At 66.5% G+C, this 19,470-nt stretch carries 17 protein-coding genes; 13 read left to right on the top strand and 4 right to left on the bottom strand.

The genetic code is table 11. The features are described from left to right. Positions 1-22: 22 nt before the first annotated feature. From A9D14_RS02905 to A9D14_RS02895, 3 genes are read right to left on the bottom strand one after another with little or no spacing between them, the layout of a single operon-like run. Entirely contained in the window at positions 23-1,492 is a 1,470-nt protein-coding gene (locus A9D14_RS02905; protein WP_157668116.1) for an efflux transporter outer membrane subunit, read from the bottom strand. After that, complete coding sequence (locus A9D14_RS02900) at positions 1,489-4,782, bottom strand: efflux RND transporter permease subunit (RefSeq protein ID WP_066842801.1); 3,294 nt, start codon at positions 4,780-4,782, stop codon at positions 1,489-1,491. Before A9D14_RS02900 ends, A9D14_RS02905 begins: the two co-directional genes overlap by 4 nt. Before the next feature lie 4 nt (positions 4,783-4,786). Continuing rightward, a complete protein-coding gene (locus A9D14_RS02895; protein ID WP_232468734.1) occupies positions 4,787-5,989 on the bottom strand; it encodes an efflux RND transporter periplasmic adaptor subunit in 1,203 nt (400 codons plus the stop codon). 89 nt (positions 5,990-6,078) lie between these two features. Between A9D14_RS02895 and A9D14_RS02890 the strand changes: the two genes are divergently transcribed. The 10 genes from A9D14_RS02890 to A9D14_RS02845 all read left to right on the top strand — a co-directional run bounded on the left by A9D14_RS02890 (position 6,079) and on the right by A9D14_RS02845 (position 16,070). Beyond that, positions 6,079-6,690, top strand: a complete 612-nt coding sequence (locus A9D14_RS02890; protein WP_066842799.1) for a TetR/AcrR family transcriptional regulator — start codon at positions 6,079-6,081, stop codon at positions 6,688-6,690. Positions 6,691-6,739: 49 nt separating this feature from the next. Then, positions 6,740-7,216 (top strand): low molecular weight protein-tyrosine-phosphatase, encoded by a 477-nt coding sequence (locus tag A9D14_RS02885; protein WP_066842797.1) that lies wholly within the window; start codon positions 6,740-6,742, stop codon positions 7,214-7,216. After that, entirely contained in the window at positions 7,213-8,013 is an 801-nt protein-coding gene (locus A9D14_RS02880) for a fructosamine kinase family protein (RefSeq protein WP_066842796.1), read from the top strand. The genes A9D14_RS02885 and A9D14_RS02880 overlap by 4 nt, the downstream gene beginning before the upstream one ends. A 149-nt stretch (positions 8,014-8,162) precedes the next feature. After that, positions 8,163-9,200 carry a sugar kinase gene (locus A9D14_RS02875; protein ID WP_066848064.1) on the top strand — a complete coding sequence of 346 codons (1,038 nt, stop codon included), beginning with the start codon at positions 8,163-8,165 and terminating at the stop codon, positions 9,198-9,200. A gap of 265 nt (positions 9,201-9,465) precedes the next feature. Further along, entirely contained in the window at positions 9,466-10,314 is an 849-nt protein-coding gene (locus tag A9D14_RS02870; protein WP_066842794.1) for an eCIS core domain-containing protein, read from the top strand. Positions 10,315-10,578: 264 nt separating this feature from the next. Further along, on the top strand, positions 10,579-12,141 hold the full coding sequence (locus A9D14_RS02865; RefSeq protein ID WP_415877347.1) for an amino acid permease: 1,563 nt from the start codon (positions 10,579-10,581) through the stop codon (positions 12,139-12,141). 116 nt (positions 12,142-12,257) lie between these two features. Beyond that, positions 12,258-12,506 (top strand): hypothetical protein, encoded by a 249-nt coding sequence (locus tag A9D14_RS02860; RefSeq protein ID WP_066842790.1) that lies wholly within the window; start codon positions 12,258-12,260, stop codon positions 12,504-12,506. 151 nt (positions 12,507-12,657) lie between these two features. Beyond that, positions 12,658-14,865: an alpha/beta hydrolase family protein gene (locus A9D14_RS02855; RefSeq protein ID WP_083987563.1), complete on the top strand. Its 2,208-nt coding sequence runs from the start codon at positions 12,658-12,660 to the stop codon at positions 14,863-14,865. Between the two features lie 259 nt (positions 14,866-15,124). Then, positions 15,125-15,436 (top strand): hypothetical protein, encoded by a 312-nt coding sequence (locus A9D14_RS02850; protein ID WP_066842788.1) that lies wholly within the window; start codon positions 15,125-15,127, stop codon positions 15,434-15,436. A gap of 193 nt (positions 15,437-15,629) precedes the next feature. Continuing rightward, on the top strand, positions 15,630-16,070 hold the full coding sequence (locus tag A9D14_RS02845) for an acyl-CoA thioesterase (protein WP_066842786.1): 441 nt from the start codon (positions 15,630-15,632) through the stop codon (positions 16,068-16,070). Here A9D14_RS02845 and A9D14_RS02840 read toward each other — a convergent pair. Continuing rightward, positions 16,058-17,020: an ABC transporter ATP-binding protein gene (locus tag A9D14_RS02840; RefSeq protein ID WP_066842784.1), complete on the bottom strand. Its 963-nt coding sequence runs from the start codon at positions 17,018-17,020 to the stop codon at positions 16,058-16,060. The two genes, A9D14_RS02845 and A9D14_RS02840, sit on opposite strands and share 13 nt — an antisense overlap. Positions 17,021-17,127: 107 nt before the next feature. On the opposite strand from A9D14_RS02840, the gene A9D14_RS02835 reads away from it, so the two are divergent. From A9D14_RS02835 to A9D14_RS02825, 3 genes are all read left to right on the top strand, one after another. After that, positions 17,128-17,379: a zinc-finger domain-containing protein gene (locus tag A9D14_RS02835; protein ID WP_066842782.1), complete on the top strand. Its 252-nt coding sequence runs from the start codon at positions 17,128-17,130 to the stop codon at positions 17,377-17,379. 68 nt (positions 17,380-17,447) lie between these two features. After that, a complete protein-coding gene (tldD, locus tag A9D14_RS02830) occupies positions 17,448-18,875 on the top strand; it encodes a metalloprotease TldD (RefSeq protein ID WP_066842780.1) in 1,428 nt (475 codons plus the stop codon). 6 nt (positions 18,876-18,881) lie between these two features. Continuing rightward, positions 18,882-19,433, top strand: coding sequence for a DUF924 family protein (locus A9D14_RS02825; RefSeq protein ID WP_066842778.1), 552 nt, complete (start codon positions 18,882-18,884; stop codon positions 19,431-19,433). Positions 19,434-19,470 lie beyond the last annotated feature (37 nt).

Raw genomic sequence — 19,470 nt, 5'->3', positions numbered from 1 at the left:
GCGACAGGCGGCATCCGGCCGGTCATTCGCCGACCGGCATCCTTCCGGCACCCTCGATCTCGCCGCCGTCCGTCTCGAACCCGCCGCCCAGCGCGACATACAGCGTCGCGCCGTTCTGCAGCAGCGCGCGCCGCGTCGCCAAAAGGTCCTGCTGCGCGCTGAACAGAGTCCGCTCGGCATCGAGCACTTCGAGATAGTCGGTAACGCCCTCGCGGTAGCGCAGCGTCGAGATGCGGGCGATCTCCTCCTGCGCGGCGACGGTGCGTTCCAGGATCGCGACCTGCTCGGTCAGCCAGCGGCGGCCTGCCAGCCCGTCGGCCACCTCGCGAAACGCGGTCTGGACGGTTCGGTCGTAATTGGCGACTTCCTCGACCTCCAGCGCCTGCGCATAGTCCAGATTGCCCTCGCGCGCGCCCCAGTCGAAGATCGGCAGGCTGATCGCCGGACCGAAATTCCACGCCAGCCCATCCTCGCTGAAGAGGCCGCCCAGCGACTGCGAGGTGGCGCCCACGCTGCCGGTCAGCGAGATCGTCGGGAAGAACGCCGCCCGCGCCGCGCCGATATTGGCCCTCGCCGCGCGCAGATCCGCTTCCGCCGCCACGATATCGGGCCGCGCCAGCAGCAGATAGGACGGCATGCCGGGATCGAGCCGCATGCCGTTGCCCTGCTGGTCCAACGGCAGGCCGCCGGGCATCTCCCGGGGCATCCGGCCGCCGATCAGCACCATCAGCTGGTTGCGCAGCCGCGCCTCGGCCAGCCTCTCGCTCGCCAGCTGCTGCTGCGCGGCGGTCAGCAGCGTTTCGGCCTGCCGCATCGGCAGCGCCGAGGTCACGCCGATGTCCAGCCGCCGTTTCGCGATGATCAGCGAATCGCTGCGGCTGCTGACCGTGGCTTCGGCCAGCTCGATCTGGTCCTGCGTTTCCAACAGTTCGTAATAGGTCGTCGCCACATCGGCGATCAGCGAGAGATAGAACGCCCGCTGCGCCGCGATGGTCGACAGATATTGCGCCCGCGCCGCATCGCTAAGGTTGCGGACCCGGCCCCAGAAATCCAGCTCGAACGCGCTGACCCCCACGCCCAGCTGGTAATTGTCCAGCGTTATCGCCGAGATATTGCCGCTCGCCTGTCCGGCAAAGCCGGTCAGCGGCGTGCGGCTGCGCGATGCGCTGGCGCTGGCGACCACCTGCGGCAGGCGGCGGCTGTCCTGGATGCGATATTGCGCCCGCGCCTGTTCGATCCGCGCCGTCGCCGCCACCAGGTCGCGGTTGTTGCGCAGCGCCTCGGCGATCAGCGCGTCCAGCCTTGGGTCGGCGAACCATGCATCGTATGACAGGCTGGTCGCCACCACCGTCCCGTCGGGGCGCACGCTGTCGTCGTAATCGGCGGGCACCGGCAGGTCGGGCGTGACATGGTCGGGCGCCATGTTGATGCAGCCCGGCAGAGCCAGCGCCATCGCCATCACGGCGAGCGTTCCCTTGCGCGTGATGCTCATCGTGCGGCCTCCCCTTCCTGCGCGCCCGGGCCCCGGGTATCCGGTTCGCCGCCTTCGTCCAGGTGGCCCGCCGCCGACGGCTGCTTGTGGCTGAGATAGCGGCGCGTCAGCAGATAGAGCAGCGGGATGATGAAGATGCCGATGGCGGTCGCGGCGATCATGCCGCCCATCACGCCCGTGCCTACCGCGATCCGGCTCGCCGCGCCCGCACCGCTTGCCAGCACCAGCGGCACCATGCCCAGGATGAAGGCGAGCGAGGTCATGATGATCGGCCGAAGCCGCAGCCGCGCCGCCGACTTGACCGCGTCCAGCGGCGACAATCCGCGCTCTTCCTCCTCGATCGCGAATTCGACGATCAGGATCGCGTTCTTCGCGGCCAGGCCGATGATGGTGATCAGGCCGACATTGAAATACACGTCCGCCGACAGCCCGCGCAGGATCGAGAACAGCACCGCGCCCAGCACGCCCATCGGCACCACCAGAAGCACCGCCAGCGGCACCGCCCAGCTTTCGTAGAGCGCCGCCAGCATCAGGAAGACCACCACGACCGACAGGCCCAGCAACAGGCCGATCTGCCCGCCCGCCTGCTTCTCCTCATAGCTGAGGCCGGTCCATTCGAACTCGATCCCCGGCGGCAGCTGCGATGCCAGCTGCTCCATTTCCGCCAGCGCGTCGCCCGACGACTTGCCCGGCGCCGCGGTGCCCGACAGGGTCATCGCCGGATAGCCGTTATAGCGGCCAAGGCTGGGCGGCGCGGCCGACCAGTCGGCGGTGGCAAACGCGCTGAAGGGCACCAGCTCGCCGTTGTTGTTGGGGATCCGCAGCGACATGATGTCCTCGGGCGTCATGCGGAACGGCGCGTCGGCCTGCACCACCACCCGCAGCACGCGGCCCTGGTAGGTGAAGTCGTTCACATAGGCGGAGCCATTGTTGATCGAAAGCGCATTGTTCACGTCGTCGATCGACAGGCCCAGCGCGCGCGCCTGCACCCGGTCCACTTCCAGCTCCAGCTCGGGCGAAGGTGCCTGGTCTTCGGGCCGGATGTTGGCGATCAGCTCGCTCTGCGTGGCAGCCGCCATCAGCTGGTTGCGCGCATCGATCAGCGCGTCGCGGCCCAGCCCGCCGCGATCCTGCAGCTTCATGGTGAACCCGCTGGCCGTGCCCAGCGACCGGATCGCCGGCGGCTGGATCGGGAACACCAGCGCATTGTCGACGCCCTGGAAGAACTGGCTCGCCCGTTCGAGAATGGCGGAAGCCTGGCTTTCGGAATCGCTCCGCTCTTCCCAGGGCTTGAGATTGGTGAACATCATCGCATTGTTCTGCCCGCGCCCGAAGAAGCTGAAGCCGCGCACGACGATCAGGTCGCGCGTTTCGGGCTGCGACATCCAGAATTGCTCGATCGGGGCCAGCACCTCGTCGGTGCGCTCCATCGTCGCACCGGGGGGCGTCTGCACCACCGTAATCAGATTGCCCTGGTCCTCGGTCGGCAGGAATGCCGTCGGCAACCGCATGAACAGCAGTGCCGTGACCACGCCCAGCACGACGAAGACGGCCAGCCCGCGCATCGGGCGCGACAGGATGCGCTCGTTCCCGCGCGCATAGCGTTCGGTCATGTTGCCGAACCAGCGATTGAAGCGGCCGAAGAACAGCGTGCCGCGATAGCGCGCCGCCGCGACCTTGCCGCGCCAGCCGGGCTCGTCCATGTTCGCGGGCCTGGCCGGTTCGACCTGCCCGTCCCCGTCCCCGTCGCCATGCCCGTGCCCGTCGCCATGCCCATTTTCGCCCTCGTCGATGGGCTTCAGGAAATTGGCGCACAGCGCAGGCGTCAGGGTCAGCGCCAGCAGCGCCGAGAAGAAGATCGAAACCGACAGTGTCAGCGAGAACTGGCGATAGATTCCGCCCGTCGATCCGGGGAAGAACGCCATCGGCACGAACACCGCGATCAGCACCAGCGTGATGCCGATGATCGCACCGGTGATCTGGTCCATCGCCTTGCGCGTGGCTTCCAGCGGCGGCAGGCCTTCCTCGCGCATGATGCGCTCGACATTCTCGATCACCACGATGGCGTCGTCGACCAGGATGCCGATCGCCAGCACCATCGCGAACAGCGACAGCACGTTGATCGAAAAGCCGAACAGCCACAGCCCCAGGCAAGCGCCCATCAACGCAATCGGCACGACCAGCGTGGGGATGATCGTCGCGCGCCAGTTCTGCAGGAACAGGAACATGACCAGGAAGACCAGCGCCATCGCCTCGATCAGCGTCTTGACGACTTCCTCGACCGAGATGCGGACGAAGGGCGTGGTGTCATAGGGGATCGCCCAGCTGACACCGGCAGGCAGGGCGCCCGACAGCTCTTCCATGCGCTCTTCCACCGCCTCGGCAGTGGCCAGGGCATTGGCGCCTGTCGCCAGCTGGACCGCAAGTCCCGCCATCGGCTTGCCGTTCAGCGAGGCGGCGAAACCGTAGTTCTCGGCCCCCAGCTCGACCCGGGCGACGTCGCCCAGCCGCACGGTGGCGCCGCCGGTCTCGGCACGCAGGATGATCTCGCGGAATTCCTCGGCGATCTGGAAACGGCCCTGCGTGGTGATCGTCGCGGTCAGCTGCTGGTCGTCCGCATAGGGCTGCGCGCCCAGCGAACCGCCCGCCGTCTGGCTGTTCTGCTCGCGCACCGCCGCCAGTACCGCGGTCGGCGACAGGCGGAACGAAGCCAGCTTGTCGGGATCCAGCCAGATCCGCATCGCATAGGACGATCCGAACAGGGTCACGTCGCCCACGCCCTGCACCCGGCGCAGTTCGTCGACCACCTGGGTGCTAGCGATATTGCCAAGGTCGATGGCGTTGCGGTTCCCGTCTTCCGACAACAGCGCGACGATCATCAGGAAGCCGGCATTGGCCTGCCGGACCTGGATGCCCTGCTGGCGCACCGCTTCGGGCAGGCGCGCCTCGACAGTGGACAGGCGGTTCTGCACCTCGGTCTGCGCGATATCGATGTCGGTGCCGGATTCGAAGGTCAGCGTGATCGTCGCCGCCCCGGTCGAGGTGCTGGACGAATCCATGTAGAGGAAGCCCTCCACACCGTTCAGCGACTGCTCGATCACCTGGGTGACGTTCTGCTCCAGCGTCTCCGCATCGGCACCGGGATAGGCGACGCTGATGCTGAGCGAGGGGGGCGCGACTTCCGGATATTGCTCGATCGGCAGCGCACGCAGCGCGATCAGGCCCGCCAGCACGATGCCGAGCGAGATCACCCAGGCAAAGATCGGCCTGTCGATGAAATAGCGGGCCATCGACCTAGCGCGCCCCCGCGCCGGATCTGGTGGCGGCTTGCTTCGGAGCAGATTGCCCGGGGGACGGCTGCTGGCCGGTCGGCGTATTGGCGATTGTCACCGGCATGCCGGGGCGCAGCACCTGCAGGCGGCTGATGATCACCTCGTCGCCGGGGCTCAGCCCCTCCTCGATGATCCATTTGCCGTCGACCATTTCGCCCAGCGTCACCTTGCGCGCTTCGACCGTGCCGTCCGCGCCCACCACATAGACGCTGCCGCCATCGTCGGCGAGCATCACCGCGCTTTGCGGTACGGTGACCGCGTTCGTGCGCGTGCCGACCGCGATCCGCCCGCGCACGAATTCGCCGGGCAGCAGCTGGTTGTCGGGATTGGGCAACTCGGCCCGGACCTCGACCGTGCCCGTCGTTTCCTGGACTGAGAGCGCGAGGAAGTCGATCTTGCCAGTCATGGGATAGGCGGTGCCGTCGGGGAACAGGATCGTCACGTCGATCGCATCGCGGCTGGGCACGTCAATCTCGCCCGCGGCCATCTGCCGCTGCAGGCGAAGCAGTTCGGTGGCGGACTGGTTGAAGGTCACATAGACGCGGTCGATCTGCTCCACCGTGGTCAGCAGCGTGCCTTCGGCCTGGCTGACCAATGCGCCTTCGGTGACCTGTGCGCGCCCCGCCCTGCCCGAAATTGGCGCGCGGACGGTGGTATAACCCAGCTGCAGCCCCGCCGCGCGAAGCTGCGCCTGAAGCTGCGCCACATTGGCTTCCGCCTCGCGCATGGCGGCGACGGCGGCGTCATATTCCTGCCGGCTGATGGCGTTTTCGTCGACCAGCGGGCGATAGCGTTCCACCACCGCGCGGGCATTGGCGGCAGTCGCCTTCGCGCGGTCCAGGCTCGCCTCGCTCTGCGCATAGCTGGCCTGCATCTCGGCCGGATCGATGCGGAACAGGGGCTGGCCCTCGCCAACGTCGGTCCCTTCGGTAAACAGGCGGCGCTGCACGATGCCGGTGACGCGGGCGCGCACTTCCGCGGTGCGGATCGCGGCCACGCGGCCCGGCAGTTCGATGATATTGGGCATGTCTTCCGCGGCGACGGTATAGGTGCGCACCGGCATGGCCTGGGGCGCTGCCGGTTCTTCACCCGATCCGCATGCCGCAAGGGCCCCGGTTGCCGTCAGGGCAAGTGCGGCCAGAAGCGGGGTCAGTCTTAGTCGCATTCGCGGAATTCCGATTTTGCAGTTGCGAAAGCGTAATAGGTATTACACAACAGACTTCAAGCCGTAAAAAAGACCCGGGATTGGAAAAGTTGGAAAAAACGCAGGACGAAAGGCTCGACAGGCGAAGGCAGGCTTTCCAGCATGCGGCGAGCGAGCTTTTCATCGAACAGGGCTATGAACAGACCTCGCTGGCCGAGGTGGTCGAGCGCGCGGGCGGATCGCTCGCCACGCTCTACAAGCTGTTCGGCAACAAGGAAGGCCTGCTGGATGCGGTGCTGTCGCAGTCGCGCGATCTGGGCCACAGTGCCATATTGCGCATCGCGGCGCTGCAGCTTTCGCCTGCCGAGACATTGCACAGGATCGGCACCGAGCTGAGCCGTATCTACCTCGATCCGCCGAACCTTTCGGTGGTGCGGATCGTGATCGGGCGCAGCATCAGCAATCTCGACTTTGCGCGCGGCTTTTTCGATCAGTCGCAGATGAAGTCCAAGCTGGCCCTGCGCCAGCTGTTCGAACACTGGAAACGCGCGGGTACCGCGATGAAGGGCGATCCGGTGATGCTGTCGGATCTGTTCCTGGGCCTGCTGGTGTTCGATTTCCAGATCCAGGCGATCAGCCACGGCTTCCTCGCTCCGCCGACCGAGCAGCAGATGCGCGAGCGGACCGATTTTTTCCTGCGCGGCGCCGGACTGGCCGATTGAGCGAGCCCGCGGGGTTCGACTGGCCTGCAAAGCCTGCTAGACCCGCCGCATGACTTCCAGCGACAGACAGCCTTCCATCCTCTTCGTCTGCCTCGGCAATATCTGCCGCTCTCCCCTGGCCGAAGCCGCGCTGCGTGCCCGGCTGGAGGAAGCGGGGCTTGAGGCCCATGTCGATTCCGCCGGCACCGGGGACTGGCACGTCGGCAGCCCGCCCGATCCGCGCGCGCAATCGATCGCGCGGCTCAACGGCCATGACATCGCCGCCTATCGCGGGCGGCAGGTCCAGGACGCGGATTTCCGCCGTTTCACCCATATCTTTGCGCTCGATCACGAAAACCTCGCCGAGCTCAAGGACCGCGCCCCAGCCGATGCGACGACACGGCTCGCCCTGCTGCTCGACCTGGTCGAGGGGATGGAGGGAGAGCCGGTCGCCGACCCCTATTTCGGCGGCGAGGAGGGCTTCCACACCACGTGGGACCAGGTCGACCGCGCAGCCCGGGCACTGGTCGCGCGGCTGCAGTCATGACCATCGCCGATGCCGCCGCGCGCCTTGCCGGCTCGCCGGTCCGCGGCGTGCGAGTCGTGCACGGCGGCGACCTGTCGGCCGTCTGGCGGCTCGACCTTGCGGATGGCGCGCGGCTGATCGCCAAGCAGGGGGCACTGGTGGCCACGGAGGCGTCCATGATGAAGGCGATGGCCGCCACCGGCGTGCCCGTCCCCGCGGTGATCGCTTGCGAGGGCGACCTGCTGCTGATGGAATGGATCGACAGCAACGGCGGCCCTGGCCTGGAATGGGACGAACTGGCGCAGGTGCTTGCGTGCCTGCACGGCGCGCAAGGCGGCAGCTATGGCTGGGCCGAGGATTACGCATTCGGCGAGGTGACGATCGCAAACGCCCCGGCCGACGACTGGCCGACCTTCTGGGCAGAGCGGCGGCTGCTGCCATTTATCGCCGATCTGCCCGCTGGGCTGCGCGCGCGGATCGAAGAGCTTGCGCGAGCGCTACCCGATTTGCTGCCCCGCCGGCCGTGCGCTTCCCTGCTCCACGGCGATCTTTGGGGCGGCAATGTTCTGTCGAGCGGGACACGCGTTGCGGCGCTGATCGACCCGGCCTGCTATCACGGCGACCGCGAGGTCGATGCCGCGATGCTGACCCTGTTCGACCACCCGCCGCCGCGCTTCTTCGACGCGCTGGACCTGGATGCCGGGTGGCGCGAACGGCAGCCTGCCTATCGCCTATGGCCGCTGCTGGTGCATCTGCGCCTGTTCGGCGGCCATTATCGCCGCGGGGTCGAGGCATGCCTGAGCGAACTGGGCCACTGACCAGCGCCGCCGCCCGGCAAATGCGCACGGCATATGGTGGACAGCGGCACATTCACGCTCGGATAGACCGGCGTTATGGTCAATATGGCGGGTAACGCGGGCGGCGGGCGGATGCGCTGCCGGGTGCCTGCGGAATGGATGCCAGCAAGATGAGGGGCGGGACATTGAACGAACGTCGGACAGGACCAGTCGTATGCTTCGGCGAGATGCTTCTGCGATTGAGCCCGCAGGGCCAGATCCCGCTGGCACAGGCGGGCAGCGTCGCCATCGACGTCGGCGGGGCGGAGGCGAATGTCGCCGCCGCGCTCGCAAGTCTAGGCACGCCGACGCGCATGATCTCGGTCGTCCCCGACAATCCGCTGGGCCGCAAGGCGATCGCCGCGATGGGCGCGGCGGGCAGCGACACGCGCTTCATCGTGAAGAAGCCGGGACGCATCGGCCTCTATTTCTTCGAGTCGCCTGCTGGTCCCATCGCGGGCCGCGTGACCTATGACCGCGAGGGCAGCAGTTTTGCGCTGGCCGACCCCGCTGCCCTGCCCTTTGCCAAGGCGCTGGAAGGGGCGAGCCTGCTGCACATGTCGGGCATCACCCCCGCGCTGGGCCCCGACGGCGTGGCGCTGGCACGCGCCGCCGTCGCGGCGGCCAATGCGGCTGGCGTGCCGATCTGCTTCGACGGCAATTACCGCGCGAACCTGTGGGACGCATGGGACAGCGACCCGCATGCGATCCTGACCGAGCTGATGTCCGAGGCCACGCTGATGATCGGCAACCACCGCGACATCTCGCTGCTTTTGGGCAAGACATTCTCGGGCGACGGCCCCGACCGCCGCCGCGAAGCCAGCGAAGCCGCGTTCGAAGCCTTCCCCAGGCTGCAGCTGATCGCCAGCACCGCGCGCCATGTCGAGACCGCGGGCACCCACCGCATCGCCGCGCGCATCGACCTGCGCGAAAGCCACTGGCAGACCGACGAGGTGCGGATCGAGAATATCGTCGACCGCATCGGCACCGGCGATGCCTATGCCGCGGGCATGCTGCGCAGCTGGCTGGCGGGCGGTTCGGCGCAGGACATGGCCAAATCCGGCCTCGCGCTGGCCGCGTTGAAGCACGGCGTTCCGGGCGACATGGTGCTGGTCACCGAAGATGATTTGCTGGCCTTCGATCCGGCAGCGGGCGACGTCAGGCGCTGAACGCGCAAAAAGGCCGCCTTCCCCCCCTCCGGAATACCCGCCCAAAACGCGGATAAAGGCCGGACCACAGCCGTTTTAAGGCTGAACGATGGCCGAAACCGGCCTGCAATTGGGCACAAAAATTAAGGCTATTGCAAGCCGGTTTGCGCTATAGTCCTGATGATGGACGGGTAAACCGCGAAACCGGATGGATGCGGGCATTCCTGACCAAGGTCGAACGCCCGCAAACGTCCATTTCGCCCTTCGATGGAGAGGTGCGAAGAGCATGGCCGCGAGCGGCTCGCAGCGTAGAAGACCGCGCCGACTGGTTGCATTCGCGATCGCCGGGGCGGGCATCATCGGACTGCTGGGCGGCGCGCTCGGCGGGGCCGCCGGGGCGTACTGGGTGCTTGAAACGGTCGGGACGCCCAAGATCACGCCTGCTGCCAAGAACGCCGTGCTAGCCTATGACGACATGCCGGCCGAGGGGATGCGCCCCATCGATGTCGCCGGCCTTCGCCGCAACGGAACGCCGCTTCACCCCTGCGTGATTTCGTTCCTGGAAGAGCAGGAGCCGCTGATCGGCGCGGCCGACTGGTCGCGCGTTCGCTTCCACCCCGAATTCCGCAACGACGACATCATCAACGAGGTCGCCTTCGCCCGCGGCGTGCTGGGCATCACCCGGCAGAACGACATCTTTATCGCGGTGCCCAAGGAGCCCGCCAACCTCAACCAGCTCAACGAACGGCTGTTCTTCCACGAGCTTGCCCATGTCGCGCAATATGCCGAGGGGCTGAACATCGGCGACTATGCGACCAGCGCGGCGGCCAGCTATGCCAACGGGGCAAAGCCCAGGCAGAATTTCTACGAGGAAGAGGTGCGCAACAAGGAGCAGGCCATGCTGGACGCCTGGTACGCCAGCGACCAGCGCCGCGAATGTCATCCCGATGCCGGCGAGGACATGTCCCGCCGCGCCGAAAGCGAGCGGCCCGAGGTGCAATACGCGTTCTTCGACACCGACAAGGGCGAATATGTCATCGTGAAGCACCGGCTGCACGTCGGCAGGGGCTTCGCGCTGCCGACCCATCCCGCACCCGCCGTCGTCGAGGAAACCGACGTCCCGGACGAGGGCTGAACCCCTTCCCGACAATTTTGTAATCGCCGCGTAAAATTTCGATGGCGAGCGCTTCGAATCTATCGTAAATCGCCGCTCAGCACGTGCCGGATTCCAGTCAGGCGGCGGCTTCAAAGCCTTTTGCCTGAGGCGAAGTTTTCGTGCCATCCACCCTATATTCGCGATGACGATCATTGGTCAGCATGCCGGGCGGCGGGACATGGTCCCCGCCCATCGGCGCATGCGCCAACGCGCCGCGCGAGCCATTTCGAAAGACTGCATTTGATGCAAAGCCGTATCAAACCGCTCGACGCCATTCTCGCCACGGCAGAGAAACACGCGCTTCCCCGCTCCCTCGGCCCGGTGCAGCTGATGCTTCTGGGCATCGGCGCGATCATCGGCACCGGTATCTTCGTGCTGACCGCCGCAGCCGCGCAAAAGGCGGGGCCCGGCATGATCTGGAGCTTCGTGATCGCGGGCGGCGTCTGCGCGGTCGCGGCGCTGTGCTATTCCGAACTGGCCTCGATGGTGCCGGTTTCGGGCTCTGCCTATACCTATTCCTATGCCGTAGTCGGCGAATTGCTGGCCTGGATGGTCGGCTGGGCGCTGATCCTGGAATATGCGGTCGCCGCGGCGGCAGTCTGCGTCGGCTGGTCGGGCTATTTCATGGGGCTGATCGAAAGTTCGACGGGACTGGCCTTGCCGGCCGCGCTGTCCGCGGGACCGGCGTGGTCGCTGTCGGGCGTGGACTTCAGCCACGGGCTGATCAACCTGCCCGCGATCGGCGTGGCGCTGGCGGTGACCGCCCTGCTGGTGGTGGGCACCAAGGAAAGCGCCACTTTCAACGCGGTGCTGGTCGCCATCAAGATCGCGGCGCTGACCCTGTTCATCGCGCTGACCGTTCCCGCGATGGAAAGCGGCAATTTCATGCCCTTCGCGCCCAACGGCTGGTTCGGCCCCGAAGGCACCAGCGGGCTTGGCATCGTGGGCGCGGCTGCGTCGATCTTCTTCGCCTATGTCGGCTTCGACGCCGTCTCGACCGCGGCCGAGGAAACCCGCGATCCGCAGCGCAACGTGCCGATCGGCCTGATCGGCAGCCTCGTCATCTGTACGCTGTTCTACCTGCTCGTCACCATGGGCGCGATCGGCACCATCGGCGCGCAGCCCACCTCGCTGGGCGTGCAGCCGGGTTCGGCGCAGTTCGCACGCGAATGCGCGGCGCTGGCGGCCCAGGGCGCAGAGCCGCTGGTCTGTTCCGACGAAGCGCTGGCCCATGTTCTGCGCGCCATCAACTATGGCTGGGCAGGCAATCTGGTCGGCATCGCGGCCAATCTGGCGCTGCCTTCGGTCATCCTGATGATGCTCTATGGCCAGACGCGCATCTTCTTCGTGATGGCACGCGACGGCCTGCTGCCGGAAAAGCTGGCGACCATCCACCCGCGCTGGAAGACGCCGCATATCGTGACGATAATCACCGGCGTGTGCGTCGCGATTGCCGCGGCGCTGTTGCCGGTGGGCCAGCTGGCAGACATCTCGAACTCTGGCACGCTGTTCGCGTTCTTCATGGTGGCGGTCGCGGTGATGATCCTGCGCAGGCGTGATCCGCATCGCAAGCGCCCGTTCCGCACGCCGGCGGTGTGGGTCGTCGCCCCGCTTGCCGCTGCCGGATGTGTCGCGCTGTTCGTCAACCTGCCGTTCGAGGCAATGCTGGTCCTGCCTGTCTGGGGCACGATCGGGCTGGCGGTCTACTTCCTGTACGGCCACCGCCACAGCCATGTCGGCCGCGGCCTGATCGAGGTGCACGAGCAGGACGAGGACGCTCCGCAGCCGCCCATCGTGGAACATTGATCGAACCGCCAAATTTTTTATGGCGACAATGTGGCAATAATATGGACAGGTCGCCACATTGTCGTCTAAAGCATCGTTGCCGGTTCATTGTGATTCGGCGTTCAAGGATTTTGCTCATGAAGAAGATTGCTCTCGTTCTTGCTGCCAGCAGTGTTGCTTTCGCGATGACCGCTTGCTCGGAACCCGCTGAAGAAGCGACGACCGAAGAACTCGCTCCGGTTGAAGAAGTTGCTGCTCCGGTCGTTGAAGAGCCTGCCATCGAAGGCACCGATCTCGTGACCGAAGAAACCGTCGAAGCTCCGGTTGCTGAAGAAGCGACCATGGACGCTGCCGACACCGCTGTCGAAGCTGCTCCGGCCGAGTAATCACGCCGCCGGCTTCCCGGCATGAAGACGGCCCGCCTCCCACCAGGGAAGCGGGCCGTTTTTCGTTGGTTCCGCGGAAATGCGGCTTCGATTGACCGGATCGTTTCATCGGTTACAAAAGCGCGCAAATCACCCTGTCCAAAGGATCACGATGACCAGATTGGCCGCGCTGGGCGCAAGCCTTACCGCCCTCACACTTGCACTGACCTCGCAGGCTGCCATCGCCTCGCAGGTTGCCATGGCCGCCCAGGACGCCCCGCCCGCGACACCTGCCCCGGCCCCTGCCCCGGCCCCTGCCCAGGCAGCAGCCGAAACCGCCCCCGCCACCGCCTCGGCGATGGGCAGCGAGCGCAGCGGACCCAACCGGCGCTTCACCGGCGCCGATCTCTTCGACCTCGCCATCGCCGCCGACCCGCAGATCAGCCCCGATGGCTCGCGAATCGCCTATGTCCGCCGGTCGAACGACATCATGACCGACCGCGCCCGCAGCGCGATCTGGCTGATCGATACCAGGACCGGCGAGGAAGTGCCGATCACCGGCACGATGACCGGCGCATTCTCGCCCCGCTGGTCGCCCGACGGAAGCCGGCTCGCCTTCGTCTCGACCGAGGGGGGCAGCGCGCAGCTATGGGTGCGCTGGATGGAGAACGGGGAAAGCGTGCAGCTGACGGGCCTGCCGTCCAGCCCGGGCAGCATCGCATGGTCGCCCGATGGCAATTCCATCGCCTATAGCATGATGGTCGAGGACAGCGGTCTGCAGCTGGGCAGCCAGCCCGCCGGCAAGCCCGAGGGCGCGGAATGGGCGGCCCCGCTCGAGATTCACGACCTCATCACCTATCGCGCGGACGGTGCCGGCTATCTGAAGCCGGGGTTCGAGAAGATCTTCCTCGTCCCCGCAACCGGCGGTGCGCCCCGCCAGCTGACCTTCGGGCCCTATCACGACGGCGGCCCGCTTGCCTGGTCGCAGGACGGCGACACGATCTATTTTGGCGCGAACCGCAATGCCGACTGGCAGACCGACCCGGTGGAAGGCGAGATCTGGGCGCTCGACATCGCCAGCGGCGCGCTGACGCAGCTGACCACGCGCGACGGTCCGGACAGCGGCCCCGCCGTTTCGCCCGACGGCAGGCTGATTGCCTATACCGGCTTCGACGATGCGGGCCGCGCGTACGAGAATGCCGATCTCTACGTGATGAACGCCGACGGCAGCAATGTGCGCCAGCTGACCGAGAACTGGGATTTCAGCCCCGAAGGGCTGATCTGGGACGCGGACGGCCGGGCCGTCTATGCGCAATACGACATCGGCGGCGAGACCCGCGTCGCACGCATCGGCCTCGACGGTTCGATCCGCGATGCCGCCACTGGACTGTCGGGCGGCGGACTCGACCGGCCCTATACCGGGGGCAGCTTCTCGGTCGCGGAGAATGACGCGGTCGCCTTTACCGGCGGCACCCCGTTGCGCCCTGCCGAGGTGCAGCTGGCGCGCCGCGGCGATACCCGCATTCTGACCGACCTAAACCGCACGCTGCGCGAGGTGAAGGCGCTGGGCGAGGTGCGCAAGATCACCGCAAGCTCCAGCTTCGACGGCCAGCAGATCGATGGCTGGCTGACCCTGCCGCCCGGTTACCGCGAGGGGCAGCGCGTGCCGCTGATCTTGGAAATCCATGGCGGCCCGTTCGCCGCCTATGGCCCGCATTTTGCATCCGACAACCAGCTCTATGCCGCGGCGGGCTATGCCGTGCTGTCGGCCAATCCTCGCGGATCGACCAGCTATGGCGAGGCGTTCGCCAACGGCATCGACAAGGCCTATCCCGGCAACGATTATTTCGACCTGATGAGCATCGTCGACCGCGCCGTCGAACTCGGCATCGCGGATGAAAACGCGCTGTTCGTGACGGGCGGATCGGGCGGTGGCGCGCTGACAAGCTGGATCGTGGGCAAGACCGATCGCTTCAAGGCCGCCGCGACGCAGAAGCCGGTGATCAACTGGACGACACAGGCGCTGACCTCGGACGGAGCGGCCTATTTCGGCCCCTACTGGATCGGCGCGCAGCCGTGGGAGGATCCCGAGGCGTTCTGGAAGGTCTCGCCCCTGTCGCTGGTCGGCAATGTCGAGACACCGACGCTGGTCGTCGTCGGCAGCGAGGATTACCGCACCCCGGTCAGCGAATCGGAGCAATATTACACCGCCCTGCGCCTGCGCGGCGTGCCCACCGCGCTGGTCAAGGTGCCCGGCGCAAGCCATGGCGGCATCGCGGCCCGTCCGTCGCAAAGCGCGGCCAAGGCGGCGGCCATCCTGGCCTGGTTCGACCGCTATCGTACCGGCTGGACGCGTCCGCCGGCGACCGGCACGAATTGATCGTATCGGGTCCGGCGGCGGCGCATGGCGATCCGCCGGACCCGGGGCCGACACCGCAGGCGTCACGCCAAGGCCGAAGCCGCGCAATTCCGCAATTTTGCAGCGCCCCTGGCCAGAACGAAACCGCGCCTGCGAAATCGTCTGTCTCGATGGCTTTTTGATGCCTCCGAAGCCCTCCGACCGGCTGCTTCACGCTCGCCGAATCGGTCCCCGTTCTGTACCCTTCGTGGCGGGTGCGGTTCGTAGTTTGGGGGTCATCATGTCCACGAATGCCACGCAATCAGCCGGTCAGGTAGAGCAGTTTCCCAAGGCTCCCGTCGATCGCACGCTCAGCGATCAGCTGCGGCAGCTGCGCGACATGCTCCACAGCGAATTCCCCGATGCAGAGGGTGTTTCGCTATCGTTCGACGGCCAGCTGCGCGCCCATATCGACATCCGCAAGGGCGAGGAAATCCTTTGCGTGGAAACGAAGCTGTCCTCGCTGGCAGGCGGCAAGTTCAGCCAGGTCCAGCGCGGCCCCGCCCCGCACCATCCGTTCCTGCACCGGATCAGCGCAGCGGTCGACCGCTAGGCCCGCATCCCGGCGTATTACATGGGCGGTGGATGCGAAATTATGTGCGATGGATGGAATACCGCCGCGCTTCGGCACGGGTGACACCGCGCGGCGGGCGTGTCATATTGAGGACATACAGAGCAGCTATGCTGACGAGACAGCGGGCAATCCCGCTCTTTCGCGAATCACCGAAATCGTGTAACTTACAACCATGTCAGCAACACCCTACTCCATGCCGATTGTCGTCGATCCCTCGGATATCGACTTCATGGGGCATGTGAACAATTCGCGCTATCTCGGCTGGGTGCAGGACGTCGTCCTCTCCCACTGGAAGGCGCATGCGCCCGCCGATGCGGTGGCCAGCCGCCTGTGGGTCGCGCTGAAGCACGAGATTACCTATCGCCGGCCCGCCTTCCTGGGGGACGAGGTGATCGCACACACGGTGCTCGAAAAGGTCCGCGGCGCGCGCGCCTATTACAGCACGATCATCGAACGCACGCTCGACAAGGGGGCCGAGATCCTGGCCGAAATCGAATCGAGCTGGTGCTGCGTCGATGCCGAAAGCCTGCGCCCCGCCCGCATTGGCGAGCAGCTGCAGAAGACGTTCAACGCCAATATGGCCGCACAGCCGACAGGCGATCAGGCGGGCTGATCTTCCCGCTGGTCACGGGTCAGCTGCACGAACACATCTTCCAGATCCGGCTCGCGCGTGGTCACGTCCACGATCGCGCAGCCCTGCTGCTGGACCAGCGACAGCACCTCGCCCGCGGTCAGCTGGTCCTTGTCGAAGGTGATCGCGACCGTGTTGTCGTCGGTCAGTTCCGATTTCAGGAAGGCGGGATGCGCCAGCGCCTTGGCGATCGGCTGGTCGATCGTGACCTCCACCACCTTCTCGCGCGCCATGGCGATCAGCTCGCGCGTCGGCTTGTCGGCGATCAGCCTGCCATGGTTGATGATGGCGATCCGGTCGCACAGCTGCTCGGCTTCTTCCAGGTAATGCGTGGTCAGAACGACCGTCACGCCCTGCTGGTTAAGCTCGGTCACCAACTCCCACAACTGGCGGCGCAGGTCGACGTCGACGCCCGCGGTGGGCTCGTCCAGCACCAGGATCGGGGGCGAATGCACCATCGCCTTGGCGACCAGCAGGCGGCGCTTCATGCCGCCCGACAGCGACCGGGCATAGGCATGCGCCTTGTCCTCCAGCCGCACCGCGCGCAGAAGCTCGGCGCTGCGGCGCTTCGCCTTGGGCACGCCGTAATAGCCCGCCATCACGTCCAGCACCTCGATCGGCGAGAAGAACGGATCGAACACGATCTCCTGCGGGACGATGCCGATGCTGGCCTTGGCGTTGCGACGGTCGCGGTCGATGTCGAAGCCCCAGATCGACACCTCGCCCTGGGTTTTCGAAACGAGGCCCGCCAGTATGTTGATCAGCGTGGACTTGCCCGCGCCATTCGGGCCCAGCAGGCCATAGATCATGCCGCGCGGCACGTCGAAGCTTACATCCGTCAGCGCCTGCTTGGGCACGGTGCCCTTGCCCGTGGGGGCATAGGTCTTCGAAAGATTGCGGATCGATATGGCGGATTGGGCGAGCGGGTTCATGGAAAGGCCATGTGGGGCAGCCAGCCCCGCCCGTAAAGGGGCGCTTTGCAGATGGCCTGCGCGTTTTCGTCTGGAAATCGCCAAACGGCGCTGATAATCGCGAATGCATGACCGATACGCCCGAAACCGTCCATACCGATTCCACCCGCGTCAGCTGCGACGGTGCGACCGACATCCGCCCCGGCTTCGGCTATCGCGCATCGGCGCTGGGACATCCGCGCGTCTGGCTCGAGATTGACGAGAAAGGCTATGTCGATTGCGGCTATTGCGATCGCCGCTTCGTGCTGAACGGCGGCCCCGCGCATGACGTGACCGGGGTCGATCCGGCGCTGGGCGCGGCGCGCGAACAGCGGATCTGATCGCTCGCGCAGGGTATGGCGTCAACGCGGCGCTGTCCAAACCGGTCGGCGCTGCCTATATCGGGCAGATGACCATTCCGACCGACCCCCGCTCGCTTCTCTACCGCGCCGACCAGCTCGACCCTGAAACCGCGAAGGCATTGGCCCGCGAGACGCTGTCGCGCTGCGACGATGGCGAGCTGTTCCTGCAATTCACCGCCAGCGAGAGCTTTGCCTTCGACGACGGCCGCCTGCGCAGCGCCGACTACTCGCGCGAGGCGGGCTTCGGCCTGCGCGGCGTATCTGGCGAGACCACCGGCTTCGCCCATGCGAACGAGATTTCCGCTGCCGCGATCCGCCGCGCGGGTGAGACCCTGTCGCTGCTCGACACCACGAAAAGCCCGCTGGCGCCCGCGCCGGCCGCGACCAATCGTCACCTCTATACCGATGCCAGCCCGCTGGACGGGGTGGAATTCGCCCGGAAGGTCGCGCTCCTCGAAAAGATCGATGCCGCCGCCCGCGCGCGCGATCCCCGCGTGAAGCAAGTGACCGCCTCGCTGGCGGGATCGTGGTCGGTGGTAGAGATCGTGCGCCCCGACGGTTTCGTCGCGACCGATGTGCGGCCTCTCGTCCGCCTCAATGTCGCGATCGTGGCGGAATCGAACGGGCGGCGCGAAACCGGCTCGTTCGGCATGGGCGGCCGCCGCCTCTATGACGAGGTGATGGACGAGGCGAGCTGGAACCGCGCAATCGACGAGGCGCTGCGCCAGGCGCTCACCAATCTCGAAAGCGTGCCAGCCCCTGCGGGCGTGTGCCCGGTGCTGCTGGGCCCCGGCTGGTGCGGCGTGCTGCTGCACGAAGCGGTCGGCCACGGGCTGGAAGGCGATTTCAACCGCAAGGGCACCAGCGCCTTTTCTGGCCGCATCGGCGAGCGGGTGGCCGCGCCCGGCGTGACCGTGGTCGACGACGGATCGATCACGGACCGGCGCGGATCGCTGACCATCGACGACGAAGGCACCCCCACGCGTGAGAACGTGCTGATCGAGGATGGCATATTGAAGGGCTATATCCACGACCGGCTGAATGCCCGGCTGATGGGCGTCGAGCCGACCGGCAACGGCCGCCGCCAGTCCTATGCCCATGCGCCGATGCCGCGCATGACCAATACTTTCATGCGCAGCGGCAAGGACGATCCCGCCGAGCTGATGGGCCGCATGAAGGACGGCATCTATGCCACCAGCTTCGGCGGCGGACAGGTCGACATCGTGTCGGGCAAGTTCGTGTTCAGCTGTACCGAGGCCTACAAGGTCGAGAACGGCAAGGTGGTCGCCCCGATCAAGGGCGCGACTTTGATCGGCGACGGGCCGACTGCGCTGACCAAGGTAATCGGCATCGGCAACGACATGGCGCTCGACGAAGGTATCGGCACCTGCGGCAAGGGCGGGCAGAGCGTGCCCGCCGGCGTGGGCCAGCCCAGCCTGCTGATCGAGGGGCTGACCGTGGGCGGAACGGGCTGAGCCGCCATGCTGGCGCAGCGCCCGTGGGCGGCTGAAATCCTGCATGTCTGGTTCCATGTGCTGGGGCCGGAGGACTGGTTTCGCGGCGGGGCAGAGGTCGACGCCCTGCTGCGCCGCCGCTTCGCACGCGAATGGCACGCGCTGCGCCATCGCCCTGCCCGTGAATTCCTGACCGATCCGCTGACCGCCCGCGCGGCGGTGCTGCTGTTCGACCAGGTGCCGCGCAATCTCTTCCGCGACGATCCGCGTGCATTCGCCAGCGATCCGCTGTCCCGCGACATCGCGATCGGTGCGCTTGAACGCGGGTGGGACAAGGGGCTCGGCCAGGCGGGCCGCCAGTTTCTGGCCATGCCGCTGATGCATAGCGAGCGGATCGCCGACCAGCGCCGCTCGCTCGCCATATTCGCGGCGATGGGCGATGCCTATATCCTGTCCTTCGCGCGCTCCCACCACGCGATGATCGCGCGCTTCGGGCGCTTTCCGCACCGTAACGAGGTGCTGGGCCGGCAATCCACCGCCGATGAAAAGGCCGCTATTGCCGCGGGCAATTCGTGGTAGAATTCGGGTAATCGTCAGTAAAAGTTCAGGCAAGACG

Origin of the sequence: Croceicoccus marinus (genome assembly GCF_001661675.2) — a bacterium.
Lineage (GTDB): Bacteria > Pseudomonadota > Alphaproteobacteria > Sphingomonadales > Sphingomonadaceae > Croceicoccus > Croceicoccus marinus.
This window is presented reverse-complemented; position numbering and strand designations above follow the sequence as displayed.

Coding starts and splice junctions, on each gene's coding strand:
- A9D14_RS02905 (WP_157668116.1), bottom strand. CDS start 1,492: ATGAGCATCACGCGCAAGGGAACGCTCGCCGTGATGGCGATGGCGCTG.
- A9D14_RS02900 (WP_066842801.1), bottom strand. CDS start 4,782: ATGGCCCGCTATTTCATCGACAGGCCGATCTTTGCCTGGGTGATCTCG.
- A9D14_RS02895 (WP_232468734.1), bottom strand. CDS start 5,989: ATGCGACTAAGACTGACCCCGCTTCTGGCCGCACTTGCCCTGACGGCA.
- A9D14_RS02885 (WP_066842797.1), top strand. CDS start 6,740: ATGACTTCCAGCGACAGACAGCCTTCCATCCTCTTCGTCTGCCTCGGC.
- A9D14_RS02880 (WP_066842796.1), top strand. CDS start 7,213: ATGACCATCGCCGATGCCGCCGCGCGCCTTGCCGGCTCGCCGGTCCGC.
- A9D14_RS02875 (WP_066848064.1), top strand. CDS start 8,163: ATGAGGGGCGGGACATTGAACGAACGTCGGACAGGACCAGTCGTATGC.
- A9D14_RS02870 (WP_066842794.1), top strand. CDS start 9,466: ATGGCCGCGAGCGGCTCGCAGCGTAGAAGACCGCGCCGACTGGTTGCA.
- A9D14_RS02865 (WP_415877347.1), top strand. CDS start 10,579: ATGCAAAGCCGTATCAAACCGCTCGACGCCATTCTCGCCACGGCAGAG.
- A9D14_RS02860 (WP_066842790.1), top strand. CDS start 12,258: ATGAAGAAGATTGCTCTCGTTCTTGCTGCCAGCAGTGTTGCTTTCGCG.
- A9D14_RS02855 (WP_083987563.1), top strand. CDS start 12,658: ATGACCAGATTGGCCGCGCTGGGCGCAAGCCTTACCGCCCTCACACTT.
- A9D14_RS02850 (WP_066842788.1), top strand. CDS start 15,125: ATGTCCACGAATGCCACGCAATCAGCCGGTCAGGTAGAGCAGTTTCCC.
- A9D14_RS02845 (WP_066842786.1), top strand. CDS start 15,630: ATGTCAGCAACACCCTACTCCATGCCGATTGTCGTCGATCCCTCGGAT.
- A9D14_RS02840 (WP_066842784.1), bottom strand. CDS start 17,020: ATGAACCCGCTCGCCCAATCCGCCATATCGATCCGCAATCTTTCGAAG.
- A9D14_RS02835 (WP_066842782.1), top strand. CDS start 17,128: ATGACCGATACGCCCGAAACCGTCCATACCGATTCCACCCGCGTCAGC.
- tldD (WP_066842780.1), top strand. CDS start 17,448: ATGACCATTCCGACCGACCCCCGCTCGCTTCTCTACCGCGCCGACCAG.
- A9D14_RS02825 (WP_066842778.1), top strand. CDS start 18,882: ATGCTGGCGCAGCGCCCGTGGGCGGCTGAAATCCTGCATGTCTGGTTC.